The sequence below is a fragment of the Serratia sp. GW822-FHT06E05 genome, assembly GCF_058799445.1.
This window is the reverse complement of record NZ_JBXALM010000001.1, coordinates 894,660-911,269: the sequence shown is the minus strand read 5'-3', so window position 1 is coordinate 911,269 and position 16,610 is coordinate 894,660. Positions and strand designations below refer to the sequence as shown.

Below are 16,610 nucleotides of genomic sequence, written 5' to 3'. Positions count from 1 at the left end.
TTAAATATTATGTTGTTAGTAGATTCTCATTGCCACCTCGATGGCCTGGATTACCAAACCCTGCATCAAAACGTGGATGACGCACTGGCCAAAGCCAAGGCGCGCGATGTCGGTTACGTGCTGGCGGTCGCTACCACCTTGCCGGGCTATCAGGCCATGACGCAGTTGATTGGCCAACGCGACGATGTGGCTTTCTCCTGCGGTGTGCATCCGCTCAATCTGGAAGGCGGCTACGACTATGCCGAACTGCGCCGTTTAGCGGCGGCAGAGCAGGTGGTGGCGCTGGGGGAAACCGGGCTGGATTATTTCTATCAAAAAGACAATCTTGAATTGCAGCAAGCCTCGTTTCGTGAACATATCCGCATCGGTCGCGATCTGAACAAACCGGTGATCGTGCATACCCGTGATGCGCGTGAAGACACGCTGGCGATCCTGCGGGAAGAAAATGCCCAGGACTGTGGCGGCGTACTGCATTGCTTCACCGAAGATCGCGCCACGGCCGAAGCCCTGTTGGACTTGGGGTTCTACATTTCCTTTTCCGGCATCCTGACCTTCCGCAACGCCGAGCAGCTGCGTGATGTGGCGCGTTATGTGCCGCTGGACCGCATTCTGGTGGAAACCGACTCGCCGTATCTGGCTCCGGTGCCGCACCGCGGCAAAGAAAACCAACCTGCCTACGTGCGCGATGTGGCTGAATACATGGCGGTATTGAAGGGCGTGAGCCTGGAAACGCTGGCCGAAGCCACCACCGCCAACTTTTCACGCTTATTTCACATCGAACTCTGATCTTTGGCCTAGGCTATAGCTGTAGTCATCGATTCTGGAATTTTTTTTAAGCTCGTAATTAATCGCCGAAACGGGTAATGTTTCCACCCGTTTTAGGGCGAGGTGCGGGCTTTTTTTCCTCTTTTTTGACAAAAAATAGGCGATTTAAGAAAAATACCCGGTTTTGTTCATTGAAACGTGACTGCCATCAAACATTGCGCAGCCTATTTATTTTACTCTGCGTAAAAATTCAAGGGGTGCTCAGACACCCTGAATTGCAGGGGTTTTTTCTCCCCCCCTTGCAACGCGAAGAATCGCGGAAAGTAGCAAAGCACTATTACTCAGGAGCACACTCAACTATGTTCAAGAACGCATTTGCAAACCTGCAAAAAGTAGGTAAGTCGCTAATGCTGCCGGTGTCCGTATTGCCTATCGCAGGTATCCTGCTGGGCGTCGGTTCCGCCAACTTTAGCTGGCTACCTGCGGTAGTCTCCCACGTGATGGCGGAAGCCGGCGGTTCCGTTTTCGCCAACATGCCGCTGATCTTCGCCATCGGTGTTGCCCTGGGCTTCACCAATAACGACGGTGTCTCCGCGTTAGCCGCAGTAGTGGCTTACGGCATCATGGTGAAAACCATGGCGGTAGTAGCGCCTTTGGTGCTGCACCTGCCGGCTGAAGAGATCGCGGCCAAACACCTGGCGGATACCGGTGTGCTCGGGGGGATTATCTCCGGCTCCATCGCGGCCTATATGTTTAACCGCTTCTTCCGCATTCAATTGCCGGAATACCTGGGCTTCTTTGCCGGTAAGCGCTTTGTGCCGATTATCTCCGGCCTGGCGGCAATCGTTCTGGGCGTTGTGCTGTCCTTCATCTGGCCTCCTATCGGTACGGCTATCCAGACCTTCTCCCAGTGGGCTGCGTATCAAAACCCGGTAGTGGCATTTGGTATCTACGGCGTGGTTGAACGTGCGCTGGTGCCGTTTGGTCTGCACCACATCTGGAACGTACCTTTCCAGATGCAGATTGGTGAATACACCAACGCGGCGGGCCAGGTATTCCACGGCGACATCCCACGTTATATGGCGGGTGACCCAACTGCGGGTAAACTGTCCGGTGGCTTCCTGTTCAAAATGTACGGTCTGCCTGCTGCTGCGATTGCCATCTGGCACTCGGCCAAGCCGGAAAACCGCGCAAAAGTCGGCGGTATCATGATCTCCGCTGCGCTGACCTCGTTCCTGACCGGTATCACCGAACCGATCGAGTTCTCCTTCATGTTCGTTGCGCCGATCCTGTACGCAATCCACGCCATTCTGGCTGGCCTGGCGTTCCCGATCTGTATCCTGTTGGGGATGCGTGACGGCACCAGCTTCTCGCACGGTCTGATCGACTTTATCGTACTGAGCGGTAACAGCAGCAAAATCTGGCTGTTCCCAGTGGTCGGTATCATCTACGGTCTGGTGTACTACACCATCTTCCGCGTGCTGATTGCCAAACTGGATCTGAAAACACCAGGTCGCGAAGACACGGCTTCTGAGCAGGTTGCCCAGGGCGGTTCTGAAATGTCTGCAGCACTGGTTCAGGCTTTCGGTGGTAAAGAGAACATCACCAACCTGGATGCCTGTATCACTCGACTGCGCGTTAGCGTGGCGGACGTGAGCAAGGTTGACCAGGCTGGCTTGAAAAAACTGGGTGCTGCCGGCGTTGTCGTCGCAGGCTCGGGTGTTCAGGCTATCTTTGGCACCAAATCTGACAACCTGAAAACGGATATGGACGAGTACATCCGTAACCATTAATTCAGGTCAGGCAGGGGAGTTTTAAGGGAGGCGAAAGCCTCCCTTTTTTGTTGGTTTTTTGTCGGCTTTTAAATAAATCTCTGAAGGCCACTTTCTACTAACGTGGTGCAACCCGTCGGGATGATTGCATGTGGCAGTGCCAACAAAGATAATGGTTTTACTTCAATGAGTAGGTGATCTGCCAGAAGGATTTTGGAGCGTGAAAAAGTATTCTTATCCTTTTCTCTTTTCTGCGACCATCGCTTTTTTAGGGTTGGTGTATGGAGTGATGTGGTGGCATAGAGAGGTTTACCGCATTACTTTTCTCAGTGTCTCGACAACGCGCTATATGATCGTTGCAGCGATGATACTGGCTTTGTTTATTTCAATTTACGCTATTGGCCGTGGCGCCGTAAAAAGCAATAAGCACATTGATTATCTCAAGTTTTATGGCGGGGCCTGCATTGTTTTGTTCTTTGTCTTTGCTATGGCATTAATCACCATGACCTACCTGCTGCCAGGGCCGGTCGTGACCTACACGGCGGCTTACTCTTATGCTGAAGGCAGCAGGAAAAGTTGTTCTGGCGCCGATGTTGACGATCCGGACCTGGGGACGAACATAAGAATATGTCATCCCGCGGGTAACTATGCGTTCGATAACGAGATCTTTGTAGAGAAGAGAAACAATGCCCTTGGTTCGGTAGTCATGTATGCAATGACTTCCCCTTAGCACTGCTACTCAAATGTAGAAGTTGAGTATTCCAGCCTCTGCATTTCACCCAGCGGTTCCTCACTGGGTGAAAGACCTATTGGATCTCAAGCCGCCGGCGCAGCCAGGGTTCTTTAAGCCTGAAGAGGCAGCAACAACCGGGAGGCGCTATTTTTCCGCGTGTTTTTGCAGGAACTGTTCAAACACCGCCAGGGTGTCGCTGGAAATGTGGTGCTCGATCCCTTCGCTGTCCAACTCCGCCGTTTCGTTCGGTACCCCAAGGCACACCAGCAGGTCGACCACTATCCGATGACGACGGCGTACCTTTTGCGCCAGTTGTTCACCTTCCTCCGTCAGGAAAACCCCTCGATAAGGCCGTGACTCCACCAGACCTGCACTCTTCAGCCGGGCAATGTTCTTGATCGCGGTCGGGTGCGACACACCGAAACGTTTGGCGATATCGGTGGTTCTTGCTTCGCGGGTGGTGACCAGCAGGTCGGCTATCAGCTCGACATAATCTTCAATCAGCGCATTGGACTGCGCCTCACGAGCGCGGGTGAAGCGCAGGGCATGTTCAGCCTCGTCTGGCATTTCGGCCACGACGGGGCGGTCGGCGTCATCTGGTGCGCTTGTTGCCATATTCTGAGACGTCCTTTAAACGTAAATCCAGTGAGTTGCAGATTAATGCAGTTCCGCCATACGTTAGTCCAAAGGCGACGCATTATCAATTCGCCAGACGCATTGGGTGGAAATTAGAAATATTTGTACACAAAGGTAGAGTATCTTCCATTTTGCATAAAGTGTAGCCGATGCTACATTGCTGAGAGTGTTGGGTGAAAAATAACCAGAAAAAGATTGAGGGTAAACCATGCGTGATGCGGCAACCACCACATCGTTAACCGAACGAACCAATACGGCAATAGGTAACGCGCTTGCCGGGCGCAAGCGTGGCGCATTCACGCCGCTGCTGTTCGCCGGGCCTGCGGTGATTGCCTCCATTGCTTATATGGACCCCGGTAACTTCGCCACCAATATTCAGGCAGGCTCGAAATACGGCTATAGCCTGCTATGGGTGGTGGTGATGGCCAACCTGATCGCCATGCTGTTCCAGGCGCTGTCGGCCAAGTTGGGTATCGTCACTCAACGCAATCTGGCAGAGATGTGCCGCGATCAATTTTCGCGCCCGGTGGTGATCGGCATGTGGCTGCTCAGTGAAGTGGCGGCGATGGCAACCGATCTGGCGGAGTTCCTCGGCGGGGCTATAGCGCTTGCCTTGCTGTTCCATATGCCGCTGTTGCCGGGAATGGGGGTGACCGCGATCATTACCTACGCTTTGCTTATGGTGGAGAAAAAGGGGTTCCGCCCGGTAGAGCTGATGATCGGCGGCCTGGTCGCGATTATTGCCCTGTGTTACCTGGTCGAGATGTTCATTGTACCGGTGGACTGGGCTGCGGCGGGTATGGGCATGGTTACGCCGCAGTTGCCGGATGCACAGGCGTTGACCATCGCGGTGGGGATTATCGGCGCCACGGTGATGCCGCATGCCATCTTCCTGCACTCAGGGCTGACTCAGCACCGTGCGCCGGCCAGTGACAGTGGTGAAAGGCGTAAACTGCTGCGCTTTTCCAATATTGAGGTGGTGATTGCCTTATCTGTCGCCGGGCTGGTGAATATTGCCATGGTGATTATGGCCTCCAGCGCCTTCCATGCCGGTAACAGCGACGTGGCGGAGATTGGCACCGCCTACCATACGCTGACGCCGCTGTTTGGCGCTGCGGCGGCGGGTATCTTCCTGATGTCGCTGATTGCTTCCGGCATTTCCAGCTCGGTAGTGGGGACGATGGCAGGCCAGATGATCATGCAGGGCTTTGTCGGTTTCCGTATCCCGGTATGGGTACGCCGCATGGTCACCATGGTGCCGGCGTTCATCGTGGTAGCTCTGGGGGTTAATGCCACCGACGCGCTGGTTTACAGCCAGGTCGTATTGAGCCTGGCGCTGCCGGCGCCGATGATTGCCCTGGTGATGTTCACGTGTCGCCGCGACATCATGGGCGAGTTCGTGAATAGTCGCCTGACCAGCCTGGTGTCGATCATCGGTACGGTGATTATTATTCTGCTCAACATGGTGCTGCTGCTGCAAACCTTCGGTGTCGCCATTCCCGGTCTGGGCTGATACCAAGCCGTGCAACCCAGTGTCACGGCCTGGCAACGGCGAGCTCCCGTTAAGGCGTCGTTTTTGGCGCTGGGTTTTGTCCCTGGGTCAGAGCCTTCTCATCGTCGGAGATGCTGCCGGTATTTGCCGCCCATACGCCTTCCTGAGTCTTGGTGACCTGTTGGTGAGCGGCATTCAGGTTTTGGCCAACGGCAGCAATATGATTAGACTCCACACCGCCGGTATTTTCCGCCCAGGGAATGGTTTGATCGTTGGCCCGCGCGAGCCCGCTTAACAACAGAGGCAGGATGACCAGTGTGGCATGAGTAACGACTTTCATTTTCATGATCTCAATGTCCTTTAATGCGTATGGCATACGGTGGTTTGGCCATAGCGTTATCAGTGATAAACAATTGAGGGGGGAGGGATAGCCTTAAGTCAGTCTACTAACGGCTGGCGGTTTGGGATCCGCAATATGAGTTTTTCACCTCAGATTACGCCGATCCCTTTTCTTGCTTCCCGGAAAAAAGCGTGCTGATAAAGTCGACGAATACGCGTATTTTATGGCTGCGGTCGCGCAACCGTGGGTAAAGGATATTGACGGGGGCGCCAACGGGGGCCCATTCCTGTAATACCGGCTCCAGTGACCCCGCCAGCAGGTAACTTTCTAACGTGCAATCCAGCAAATAGACCAGTCCGAGATGGTTTTTGGCCACTTCGCATAAAGACTGCGAATGATTAAAACTCAGCAGTGGGCTGGGGGGCAGTTGATAGACTTGCTCGTTACGAATAAATTGCCACGGATCTGCCATTGTTTCACCTGAGCGGATAAAACCAAGCCGCACATGTTGTTGCAACTGTTGTGGGTGTTCCGGCCGGCCATAACGGTCAAAATAGACACTTGAACCGCAACACAGGTAGTGCGGTTGGAATAGTTTGCGGCTGACCATATCCGGGACATCGTTGGCGCCGATTCGAATAAACACGTCTGCACGATCCTCTACCGGATTGACCAGCCGATCGCTTACCGACACGCTGAGCTGTATTTCCGGATACTGTGCCAGAAATGCCGGCAGTGCAGGGGCGATATGCATACTGCTGAGCATCGAGGCAATCTCAACGCGCAAGGGGCCGCGGGGTTGTTCAAATTCATCCGACATATCGTTCGTCAGTCGATCAAACTGCTGCAATATCTCTTGCGCCGAACGATAGCAGCGCTCACCGGCCGCAGTCAGCGAAAAACGGCGGGTTGAGCGTTTAAAAAGCGGCTGTTGAAACTGCTTCTCGAGCTGGTTAATGCTGTAAGTGATGCTGGCGGGTGATAAACCCAGTTTAGTTGCAGCCTGGCTGAACCCTTCCATTTCCACTACCTGACAGAAAACGCGCAGGGCGTGTAATTCATTCATTTTGGCTACGTCCATTATTTAAATTTTTAAAAGAATATTTTTAAATTTGCCCACTGTCAATCAGGGTCGAAGTTGATTAAATTATTTTCATCATCTGTCGCTTAATGATGACGTAATTTATCGCATGGTTAAATATAATATGTTAAGGGTATTCAATGAAAAAATAATCGCTGCTTTATTGCTGGTGGGGCCAGGTTTATTCACTCAAGCCTACGCGGCTGAAAATAATCTGGCGTATCAAAGTTATAAGGTTTCTGCTGATGCTGGTATAGCGGCGGAACAAAAAGCCGTTTACGATACGATAAATCGCTACCAGACTGCGCTTAATGCGGGTGATACCAATACTATTTTATCGTTGTTCGCGAGTGAGAGTTACTCACAATGGAATGAAAAGCCAACCGCGGACACTAGCGAAAAACGCCGCCAACAATATGACGACTTATTTAAGAAAGAGAAGTTTGAAACAGAATTCGCCTATGACAGCGTTCGGGTTAACGGCAATATGGCTTATGTGCGTACTCACCATCACCGTGGGGCGACGGTTAGTCGAATTAGCGATGGCGCAACGCTAATTGATTTAAATCGGGAAGTCTTTATTTTAGAAAAACAGCAGGGGCATTGGAAAATTGTAGTTTATACATTTAATACCAACCCTATTCAGGGAGTGGGCTGAGTAATTATTAAATAAAGACCGCGTGAGCGGTCTTTATTTTCAGATTGAGAACACGACTAAAGACTCCCTACGCCACCGTCGATCAGCAACTCACTGCCCACCATAAAGGCGGACTCATCCGATGCCAGGAAGACTGCCGCCTTTGCCAGCTCCCATGCCGTACCCATGCGGCCGATAGGCACCAGAGCGCGGATCTCGTCGCGCAGAGCCTGTTCATCGGCATCATTTAAACCCAGCTTGCCCAGCGCCGGGGTTTCTGTCGGGCCGGGGCTGAGGCCGTTAACCCGGATGCCGCGCGGATGCAGTTCGCCGGAGAGCGTTCGGGCCAGCGACAACAGCCCGGCCTTGCTGGCGGCGTAAACGTTGCTTAATGGCAGCCCGATATGTGCACTGACCGAGCCGCACAAAATAATCGACGCCGGATTAGCCAGCTGTGGCAGCAGCGCCTGGATCAGGAAGAACGGCCCCTTCAGGTTGATGTCCATCAGTCGCTGATAACTTTGTTCATCCCACTCCTGCAAAGGATGGTGCGTGACGTCACCGGCGTTGATATACAGCACGTCGAGGCGCGGCCAGTGGTTGGCCAACTGCTGCGCCAATGTACGTTGTTCAGCGATATCTCCGGCGTCGCTGCGTAACAGCAACACGTCACCCAGTTCTTTTCCCGCTGCCTCGAGGCCGCTTTGGCTGCGGCCGGTGATCGCCACGGTGGCCCCCTCGGCGATAAACTGACGCGCCGTTTCCAAACCAATGCCGCTGGTGCCGCCGGTGATCAACGCGTATTTGCCTTGTAGTCGTGACATAGCCCACTCCTGTTTATTGTCGATACGGCCATTATTTGCGCTATAGTATCCTTTACATAGTAGGCACCTTTTGGATACTAACGGGCGAAGAGGGATGAAATGAGCAAAGCTGGGCTTTCTGCTACGGAAAAAAATTTAGCCGGGTTGCCGACAGCGGGCGAACCTTGTCCGATGGTGGACTTCGTGAATCTGGTTGCAGGGAAGTGGGCGATTCCCATCCTTTACCGATTGATTTTGATCGACAGCCCGGTGCGTTTCAGTGAACTGCAACGTGCGGTAGCGCCGATTGCTCAGAAAGAGTTGACGCGCCAACTGCGACAGTTTGAGCAGCGCGGTCTGGTCACGCGGCAGGTGTTTCCGGAGGTCCCGCCGCGTGTTGAATATCAAATTACGTCGCTGGGCAAAACGCTGCGCCCGACGCTCGACTCTTTGGCTAACTGGATGCGGACACACGCACCCCAGTTAATTGAGGATTAGTCGCCGATACCCGGCGGATTGATGGCTGAGCGCGGGACCTTTTCATCGTGCTCACCCCAGCGATCCAGCACCTGGGCGTATTCGCCGCTGACGATCACCCCATTGATGGCGGCGTTGATGGCCGCCACCAGGCCATTGTCTTTTTTAGTGGTGACCGCCACATAGGCCACGTTAGGGCCGATGCCAACCATTTTGGTTTTGCCGGTCAGCGCCGCCTTGTAGGCTCCGGTGGAATGGGGGCCGAAGTAGGCGTCGACGCGCCCGGACTGAATGCTCAGGTTGGCGGCAGCGTCGTCGGTGACATAAATCGGTTGCACCGGCGGCAGGCCGTTGGCGCGGTTCTGCTTGTCCCAGCCGAGCAGGATGTTTTCCTGATTGGTGCCGGAGCCGACAATGATTCGCAGCCCGGCAACGTCTGCGGGTTGATTGATTGAATTGATTTTACTGGTGGATTTTACGTAAAAACCCAGCGTATCCACCCGATAGGTAGCGAAATCAAACTTGGTTTTGCGCAGTTTGGTCACGGCAATATTGAAAATTGCGGCGTCATACTTGCCGGAACTGATCCCGAGTGGCCAATCCTCCCAGGAAGTGGGCACCAGATTTAATTCCAGCCCCAAGCTGTCTGCCACCAGTTGTGCAATATCCGGGTCGCTGCCAATCAGCGTTTTATTGTCTTCGGCAAACAGCGCCAGCGGCGGGGAATTTTCAGACGCCACCGCGACGGTTAACTTGCCCGGCACGGCAAAAGGGTAATTGGCTGGGATCAAGGCGATGGCAGCCGGGTTCTTCGCCGCTCGCACATGTTGTTGGTTGGCTTGCAGATCGATAATGCTTTGGGGTTCAGCCACGGCATGGCCGCACAGCAACAGCGCCCCCAGCGCCAGTGTTTTGAATTGCATGTTATTTCTATCCGTTGCTAATCATAGGGTTACTATTGGCGGCGGCCGCGGGCAAGTAAAGCAACAATAGTGAATAACCAAAGTGAAAAAATCGGATATGCGCTGCCCGGAACGGCGTAATTATTCTGGCTGGTTGCCTGATTCTGCATCACTCAACGCGGAAAGTGCGCAATCAGGTTGAAAGCAGTAGAATTTGTCACTCATACTGCGTACAGCTTTTTTCCCTCTACAAGGAACGCCAGATGGCCGAAGAAACGATTTTCAGTAAAATTATCCGCCGCGAAATCCCTGCTGATGTGGTCTACCAGGATGAACTGGTCACCGCTTTTCGCGACATTTCACCTCAGGCTCCGACCCATATTTTGATCGTCCCGAATGTGCTGATCCCTACGATTAACGACGTGACTGTCGAGCACGAAGCGGCTCTCGGCCGCATGATCACCGCCGCGGCAAAAATTGCCGAGCAGGAAGGCATTGCCGAAGATGGCTACCGTCTGATAGTCAATTGCAATCGTCATGCCGGCCAAGAGGTCTATCATATTCATATGCATCTGGTCGGTGGCCGTTCATTGGGGCCGCTGCTGTCACGCTAACCGAGGTCAATCATGCGCTATAGCAAATCCCTGCGTTGTCTGATGGCGCTGGCGTTACCCGCCGTTATTTTAATGGGCTGCAGCAGCCCGAAAGGCATCGCGGTCAACGACCGACAGACGGTAGTGATGGATTCGCCGGTGCTGACCGCGGGCATTCTGGCCGACAATCCGTCGATTTCGGACGCTTCCGGGCGCGTGATAGCTACCTCGGAACTCAGTAACAGCCAATCCACACCGGTAACGGTACACTATCGTTTTTACTGGTATGACGATCAGGGGTTGGATATCCGGCCTTTTGAGGCGCCGCGCACCATCACTATTGCGCCAAATTCAGACGCCACTATTTACTCGCTTAACGGCAACCTCGATGCCAAACGCGTGCGTCTGTATCTATTCTTGTAAACTCTTGGTTCAGTGGGAGAGGGATTAATGAAAAAGTATCTATTTGTGGCGCTGGCCGCGTTGACGTTAACCGGCTGTTTATCGCGTCCGCCGGAACCGGAGCAACCGCAGCCGCCGGTGACGGTTGAGCCGGTAACGCCGCCGATCGAGCAGCCACAACCGCCGGTTAGCGAGCCGGTACCGCAACCGCCGAAAATTCAGCAGCTCGATTGGCTTGGCAGCGTACAGCCGCTGGTGAACCAGATGCTGAAAGCCGATGGCGTCAATCCAGGCAGCGTGCTGTTGCTCGACAGCGTGAAGAACAACACCAACGGCGCATTGCAGACGGCGAAAGCGACCTCGGCACTGCACAAGGCGTTGGCATCCAATCAAACCTTCTCCATCGTGCCGGAAGCGCAGTTGGTCAGCGCCAAACAGACGCTGGGCCTGTCGGCGGATGACAGCCTGGGTTCACGCAGCAAAGCCATCGGTCTGGCGCGGATCGTCAGTGCACAGTACGTGTTGTACAGCGACGTCAGTGGCGACGTGAAGTCCCCAACGTTGGATATGCAACTGATGCTGGTGCAAACCGGTGAAATCGTCTGGTCAGGCAATGGCACCGTCAAACACTGAAGCCACGTTGCGAGCACTGATTGAGAACGAACTGCCGGCGGTGAAAACCGCCGGTTGTCGTTTCAGCCCGGTGCAGGGCCTGACCGGCGAAAGTTGGCGTATTGAAGGCGAAGGCGTGCAACTGTTGGCGCGTCAGCAAAGCCCAGAGAAAAGTGCGCTGGGCGTCAGCCGTCGGCGCGAGGCGCGGATGCTGCATCGCCGTGGGAAGGACATCGGGCCACAGGTTTTAGTGCAAAATAATCAGTGGATTATCCTGCAGTGGCTTGATGGTGACGTTGTCACAGGTGCGGGTTTTTCTCGCTTCAATGAGCAGGGCGATTTGGCGGCGTTGCTGGCCGGTTTGCATCGGCAACCTCCCAGCGGCTACCCGTTGAACCTGCCTCGGCAATTTGCCCGTTATTGGCAGCAATTGGATGGTCGGCGTTTGACGCCGGCCTGGCTGCGGTTGCATCAACACTTTCAGCACCGCCGCACACCAACGCCGTTGAAACTGGCGCCGCTGCATATGGATGTTCATCCGGGTAATCTGATCGTTCAGGGCGAAAATCTGCGGCTGATTGACTGGGAGTATGCGGCAGACGGCGATATTGCGTTAGACATCGCCGCGCTGTTTTGCAGTAACGCCTGGTCACCCGCGCGCCGACAGCAATTTTTGCAGCATTATGCTCGCATCGGTTACCTTGATTTGCCCTTGCTGCGCAGGCAGGTTCAGCGCTGGCTCCCGTGGGTAGATTACCTGATGCTGCTCTGGTTTGAAGTGCGCTGGCAACAGACCGGCGATCCTGAATTTTTGCGCTGGGGCGCAGTGTTGCACCGGCGTTTTTGTTTAACATCCCCATGTTCTATACCTAAAATAATTGGAGTTGCATTGAGGCGGCCAGTCTGTAAGCCCCCAGGAGCATAGATAACTATGTGACTGGGGCGTGCAGGCGCAGCCAACAAAAAAGAGGCAGCTTCAAGTAGACAGGTATAAATGAATAATGAAGTGAGGTGGCCGTGGGCCCAGTAATGTTAGATGTCGCCAGCTATGAGCTGGACGCAGAAGAACGTGAGATCTTAAAACACCCGCTGGTGGGCGGCCTGATCCTCTTCACCCGCAATTTCCACGATGCACAGCAGCTGCGTGAGCTGGTACGGCAGATCCGCGAGGCTTCCCACGATCGGCTGGTGGTGGCGGTGGATCAGGAAGGCGGCCGCGTTCAGCGTTTCCGCGAAGGTTTTACCCGCCTGCCGGCGGCACAATCATTTGCCGCCCTGAATTCTGCCCATGAGGGCAAGCGTCTGGCGCAGGAGGCCGGTTGGCTGATGGCAGCGGAAATGATCGCGCAGGATATCGACATCAGCTTCGCGCCGGTGCTGGATATTGGCCATGTCAGCGCCGCGATTGGTGAACGCTCGTTCCACAGCGATCCAACGCAGGCGTTGGTGATGGCTGAGCAGTTCATTTTGGGCATGCACAGCGCCGGTATGAAAACCACCGGCAAGCATTTCCCGGGGCACGGTGCCGTCAGCGCGGATTCGCACAAAGAAACGCCGCGCGATCCACGTCCACTGGCGCAGATCCGCGAACATGATATGGCGATCTTCCGCGAATTGATTAACCGTCAACTGCTGGACGCCGTAATGCCGGCGCACGTCATCTATACTGAAGCAGACCCGCGTCCGGCCAGCGGCTCCCCTTATTGGTTAAAGCAGATCCTGCGTCAGGAGTTGGGCTTTGACGGCGTCATTTTCTCGGACGACCTGTCAATGGAAGGGGCGGCGATCATGGGCAGTTATGCCGAACGTGGCCAGGCGGCGCTGGATGCCGGCTGTGACATGATCCTGGTGTGCAATAACCGCGCAGGGGCGGTCAGCGTGCTGGATAACCTGTCCCCGGTCAAAGCAGACAGGGTGAAGCAGTTATATCATCGCGGTCAGTTCACCCGTCAGGCGCTGCGTGATTCTGCGCGCTGGCAGCAGGCGCATAAGGAACTGAATGCGCTCAGCGAACGCTGGGAGGAGCACAAACAGCGTAATGCGGGGTGAACCCAGGGCGTCGTAATGCGGCGTAAACGATGAGGGCTGCGGCGCGGCCCTCAGCTTGTTGCGAGGATCCACATGATTATCTATCTACATGGCTTCGATTCAACCAGTCCCGGCAATCATGAAAAGGTGTTACAGCTCCAGTTTATCGATCCGGACGTGCGCTTTATCAGCTACAGCACCTTGCATCCACGCCATGACATGCAGCATTTGTTGAAAGAGGTGGACAAGGCGGTTCAGCAGGAAGGGGATAAACATCCGCTGATCTGTGGGGTGGGTTTGGGGGGCTTTTGGGCCGAACGTATCGGCTTTCTGTGCGGCATCCGACAGGTGATCTTCAACCCCAATCTGTATCCTGAAGAACATATGCAGGGCAAAATCGACCGGCCGGAAGAGTACCGTGACATCGCCACCAAGTGTGTCGAAGACTTCCGCGAGAAAAATCGCGATCGCTGCCTGGCGGTGCTTTCCCGCCACGATGAGGTGTTGGACAGCCAGCGCAGTGCGGAACTGCTGCACAAATATTATGAAATCGTCTGGGATGAACAGCAGACGCACAAGTTCAAAAATATCTCGCCTCACCTGCAGCGTATCAAGGCGTTCAAGACCCTGCTTTAACAGTTTTATAACGCGCGATGTCGCCGCAATGATTGCTTTTTACAGGCAAACATTGCGGTATTTCGCGGTCAAAAAGCGCCGTTTGGCCCGTTGGACGGTAAAATTTGAAACTGTGACCCAGCGCTAACTATTTGAATCACAATCCTCAAAATTTCCCTTCGTCCAGCCTTTAACCAAAAAAGTTTGATGTACATCAATTTTGGTATTACCAAATAACCCCCCATGCTATTCTGGCTTTAGATAGCAGGTTTAATTTACGCGAACCCTATGTATTCTAAGGATATTATTTCTTTACCCTTGGGCAACAATTGGTTCACATTTAGGGGGTTATTTTGACAACGCCAAAGAAAAAAATCGTCATCGTGGGTGGTGGCGCCGGTGGTCTGGAACTGGCGACCAGCCTGGGCCATAAACTCGGTCGTAAGCATAAAGCTGAAATCACGCTGGTGGACCGTAACCACAGCCATCTGTGGAAACCTTTGCTGCATGAAGTCGCAACCGGTTCCCTTGATGATGGCGTTGACGCGCTGAGCTACCTGGCGCATGCGCGCAATCACTCTTTCAGCTTCCAACTGGGTTCGCTGACCAACATCAATCGTGAAACCAAAACGCTGCACCTGGCGCAAATCTGCGACGAGCAGGGTGGCGAATTGGTGCCTGAGCGCGAGTTGTCTTACGATATTCTGGTGATGGCGCTGGGCAGTACCTCGAACGACTTTGGCACTCCTGGCGTAAAAGATCACTGTATCTTCCTGGATAACCCGCACCAGGCTCGACGTTTCCACAACGAGATGCTGAACCTGTTCCTCAAGTTCTCGGCGCAGCCGGGGCAAAAAGAGCGGGTGAATATCGCTATCGTTGGGGGCGGTGCCACTGGCGTTGAGCTGTCCGCCGAACTGCATAATGCGGTGAAACAGCTGCACAGCTATGGTTTTGAAGGCCTGGACAACAGTGCACTGAACGTGACGCTGGTCGAAGCGGGCGAGCGTATTCTGCCTGCGCTGCCGCCGCGTATTTCGGCTGCTGCACATCAGGAACTGAACAAATTGGGCGTGCGCGTGCTGACCAACACCATGGTCACCAGCGCGGATGCCAACGGCCTGAATACCAAAGGCGGCGAATTTATCGATGCCGATCTGATGGTGTGGGCGGCCGGTATCAAGGCGCCGGACTTTATGAAGGACATCGGCGGGCTGGAAACCAACCGCATCAACCAGCTGGTGGTAGAGCCAACGTTGCAAACCACGCGCGATCCGAACATTTTCGCCATCGGCGACTGCGCTTCCTGCCCGAAAGAGGGCGGTGGTTTTGTACCGCCGCGCGCCCAGTCGGCGCACCAGATGGCATCACGCTGCTTTACCAACATTCTGGCGCTAATGAACGGCCAGACGCTGAAGCCGTACGTGTATAAAGACCACGGTTCGTTGGTGTCTCTGTCCCGCTTCAGCACCGTGGGCAGCCTGATGGGCAACCTGATGCGCGGTTCGATGATGGTGGAAGGCCGCATTGCGCGCTTTGTTTACATCTCGCTGTACCGTATGCACCAGGTCGCTTTGCACGGCTACATCAAAACCGGCCTGATGATGCTGGTTGGCGGCATTAACCGGGTGATCCGCCCGCGTTTGAAAATGCACTAACCGCCCCGTTATCGACCACCCACGCCGGTTCGCCCGCGTGGGTTTTTTTATGCCTACAGCCGCAAGATCGGGGAGGCAGCAGCTGATTATTCAGCACAATGTCCCGTCGTTATGGGTAAAAGTCTTAAGAATCCTCCTAAACACTGGGGGTAAGTGGGATTTCCGGCATTTTTGGTCACATTGTCTTATTGCGAGGTTCTGGAACATTGTGCAGACTTTCTCTCGTTTACAGACGGCGCGTCGCGCACGCCGTAAACCGGAATACCACGTGCCGCCAATGCGCAAAATAATAAGCGCGGTGCAATGTCGGTAAAGTCCCCGGTACAAATGCGTGGTAACACTTTCAGGAGGATTTCCTGTGAACAAGTCAATGTTAGCCGGTGTGGGTATTGGTATTGCAGCCGCTCTGGGTATTGCTGCGGTTGCCAGTCTTGACGTTTTCTCTTCCGGTCCGCAATACGCGCAGGTACTCGCTGCCACGCCGATCAAAGAAACCATCAAGACCCCGCGTCAGGAATGTCGTAATGTGACCGTCACTCACCGTGCGCCAGTACAGGACGAGAATCGTCTTGCCGGCTCCGTGCTGGGTGCGGTCGCCGGCGGCGTCATCGGTCATCAGTTCGGTGGGGGTCGTGGACGTGACGTCGCGACGGTCGTCGGCGCATTGGGCGGCGGCTATGCCGGTAACCAGGTGCAGGGGGCGATGCAGAATAACGACACCACCACCAGCACGCAGCAGCGTTGTAAAACGGTCTACGACAAATCACAGAAAATGCTGGGTTACGACGTGACCTACAAGATTGGCAATCAGCAGGGCAAGATCCGCATGGATCACGATCCCGGCACCCAGATCCCGCTGGATAAAAGCGGCCAGCTGGTGCTGAACAAAGCCTGATCGCCCGATAAGAATTAAACCCGCGAACAGTGTTAGTTCTGATCGTTTAACTCAGTTAAGCGAGCGGCATTAATATTGGCGCGGGTTTCTGTCTATTTACTCCCCGCCGTTTTGCCGTCAGGCCAGTACTGACGCTATTTCCCGCACTAATGTATCCGTGCGATTTATC

Annotated in this window: 19 protein-coding genes; 14 read left to right on the top strand and 5 right to left on the bottom strand. The window is 54.4% G+C overall.

From position 1 onward, the window contains the following. Positions 1-9: 9 nt before the first annotated feature. The 3 genes from AC1RKC_RS04315 (at position 10) to AC1RKC_RS04305 (ending at position 3,267) form a co-directional block, all read left to right on the top strand. Positions 10-786, top strand: coding sequence for a metal-dependent hydrolase (locus tag AC1RKC_RS04315; RefSeq protein WP_020826344.1), 777 nt, complete (start codon positions 10-12; stop codon positions 784-786). Positions 787-1,124: 338 nt separating this feature from the next. Then, complete coding sequence (gene ptsG / locus AC1RKC_RS04310; RefSeq protein ID WP_020826345.1) at positions 1,125-2,558, top strand: PTS glucose transporter subunit IIBC; 1,434 nt, start codon at positions 1,125-1,127, stop codon at positions 2,556-2,558. A gap of 199 nt (positions 2,559-2,757) precedes the next feature. Next, entirely contained in the window at positions 2,758-3,267 is a 510-nt protein-coding gene (locus tag AC1RKC_RS04305; protein ID WP_020826346.1) for a hypothetical protein, read from the top strand. A 147-nt stretch (positions 3,268-3,414) separates the two neighbouring features. Here AC1RKC_RS04305 and mntR read toward each other — a convergent pair whose 3' ends face one another. Beyond that, positions 3,415-3,885, bottom strand: a complete 471-nt coding sequence (mntR, locus tag AC1RKC_RS04300) for a manganese-binding transcriptional regulator MntR (RefSeq protein WP_020826347.1) — start codon at positions 3,883-3,885, stop codon at positions 3,415-3,417. A gap of 229 nt (positions 3,886-4,114) precedes the next feature. Here mntR and AC1RKC_RS04295 point away from each other — a divergent pair, with 229 nt between their 5' ends. Then, a complete protein-coding gene (locus AC1RKC_RS04295) occupies positions 4,115-5,419 on the top strand; it encodes an Nramp family divalent metal transporter (protein ID WP_493092021.1) in 1,305 nt (434 codons plus the stop codon). Positions 5,420-5,468: 49 nt separating this feature from the next. Here AC1RKC_RS04295 and AC1RKC_RS04290 read toward each other — a convergent pair whose 3' ends face one another. Together AC1RKC_RS04290 and AC1RKC_RS04285 are read right to left on the bottom strand one after the other, a co-directional pair. Next, a complete protein-coding gene (locus AC1RKC_RS04290) occupies positions 5,469-5,744 on the bottom strand; it encodes a hypothetical protein (RefSeq protein ID WP_046373908.1) in 276 nt (91 codons plus the stop codon). A gap of 148 nt (positions 5,745-5,892) precedes the next feature. Further along, the gene (locus AC1RKC_RS04285; RefSeq protein WP_493092023.1) at positions 5,893-6,804 is read right to left on the bottom strand and encodes a LysR family transcriptional regulator; all 912 of its coding nucleotides are present in this window, start codon (positions 6,802-6,804) and stop codon (positions 5,893-5,895) included. Positions 6,805-6,928: 124 nt separating this feature from the next. On the opposite strand from AC1RKC_RS04285, the gene AC1RKC_RS04280 reads away from it, so the two are divergent. After that, on the top strand, positions 6,929-7,477 hold the full coding sequence (locus tag AC1RKC_RS04280; RefSeq protein WP_493092024.1) for a YybH family protein: 549 nt from the start codon (positions 6,929-6,931) through the stop codon (positions 7,475-7,477). Positions 7,478-7,533: 56 nt separating this feature from the next. On the opposite strand, the gene AC1RKC_RS04275 is transcribed toward AC1RKC_RS04280, so the two are convergent. After that, entirely contained in the window at positions 7,534-8,280 is a 747-nt protein-coding gene (locus AC1RKC_RS04275; RefSeq protein WP_129982529.1) for an SDR family oxidoreductase, read from the bottom strand. Between the two features lie 99 nt (positions 8,281-8,379). Between AC1RKC_RS04275 and AC1RKC_RS04270 the strand changes: the two genes are divergently transcribed. Further along, entirely contained in the window at positions 8,380-8,757 is a 378-nt protein-coding gene (locus AC1RKC_RS04270; protein WP_075207786.1) for a winged helix-turn-helix transcriptional regulator, read from the top strand. On the opposite strand, the gene AC1RKC_RS04265 is transcribed toward AC1RKC_RS04270, so the two are convergent. Further along, positions 8,754-9,659 (bottom strand): ABC transporter substrate-binding protein, encoded by a 906-nt coding sequence (locus tag AC1RKC_RS04265; RefSeq protein WP_020826354.1) that lies wholly within the window; start codon positions 9,657-9,659, stop codon positions 8,754-8,756. The genes AC1RKC_RS04270 and AC1RKC_RS04265 overlap by 4 nt on opposite strands. 242 nt (positions 9,660-9,901) lie before the next feature. Here AC1RKC_RS04265 and hinT point away from each other — a divergent pair, with 242 nt between their 5' ends. The 8 genes from hinT (at position 9,902) to AC1RKC_RS04225 (ending at position 16,441) form a co-directional block, all read left to right on the top strand. After that, positions 9,902-10,252 (top strand): purine nucleoside phosphoramidase, encoded by a 351-nt coding sequence (gene hinT / locus AC1RKC_RS04260; protein WP_020826355.1) that lies wholly within the window; start codon positions 9,902-9,904, stop codon positions 10,250-10,252. 12 nt (positions 10,253-10,264) lie between these two features. Further along, positions 10,265-10,654 carry a YcfL family putative periplasmic lipoprotein gene (locus AC1RKC_RS04255; protein WP_261103205.1) on the top strand — a complete coding sequence of 130 codons (390 nt, stop codon included), beginning with the start codon at positions 10,265-10,267 and terminating at the stop codon, positions 10,652-10,654. Between the two features lie 27 nt (positions 10,655-10,681). After that, positions 10,682-11,266 (top strand): penicillin-binding protein activator LpoB, encoded by a 585-nt coding sequence (gene lpoB / locus AC1RKC_RS04250; protein ID WP_020826357.1) that lies wholly within the window; start codon positions 10,682-10,684, stop codon positions 11,264-11,266. After that, entirely contained in the window at positions 11,247-12,170 is a 924-nt protein-coding gene (thiK, locus tag AC1RKC_RS04245) for a thiamine kinase (RefSeq protein ID WP_493092028.1), read from the top strand. The genes lpoB and thiK overlap by 20 nt, the downstream gene beginning before the upstream one ends. Positions 12,171-12,274: 104 nt before the next feature. Beyond that, entirely contained in the window at positions 12,275-13,294 is a 1,020-nt protein-coding gene (gene nagZ / locus AC1RKC_RS04240) for a beta-N-acetylhexosaminidase (RefSeq protein WP_046373903.1), read from the top strand. 72 nt (positions 13,295-13,366) lie between these two features. Beyond that, positions 13,367-13,909, top strand: a complete 543-nt coding sequence (gene ycfP, locus AC1RKC_RS04235) for an alpha/beta hydrolase YcfP (protein WP_020826360.1) — start codon at positions 13,367-13,369, stop codon at positions 13,907-13,909. 332 nt (positions 13,910-14,241) lie between these two features. After that, entirely contained in the window at positions 14,242-15,546 is a 1,305-nt protein-coding gene (locus AC1RKC_RS04230; RefSeq protein WP_020826361.1) for an NAD(P)/FAD-dependent oxidoreductase, read from the top strand. Positions 15,547-15,904: 358 nt separating this feature from the next. Continuing rightward, positions 15,905-16,441, top strand: coding sequence for a glycine zipper 2TM domain-containing protein (locus AC1RKC_RS04225; protein ID WP_169534192.1), 537 nt, complete (start codon positions 15,905-15,907; stop codon positions 16,439-16,441). Positions 16,442-16,610 lie beyond the last annotated feature (169 nt).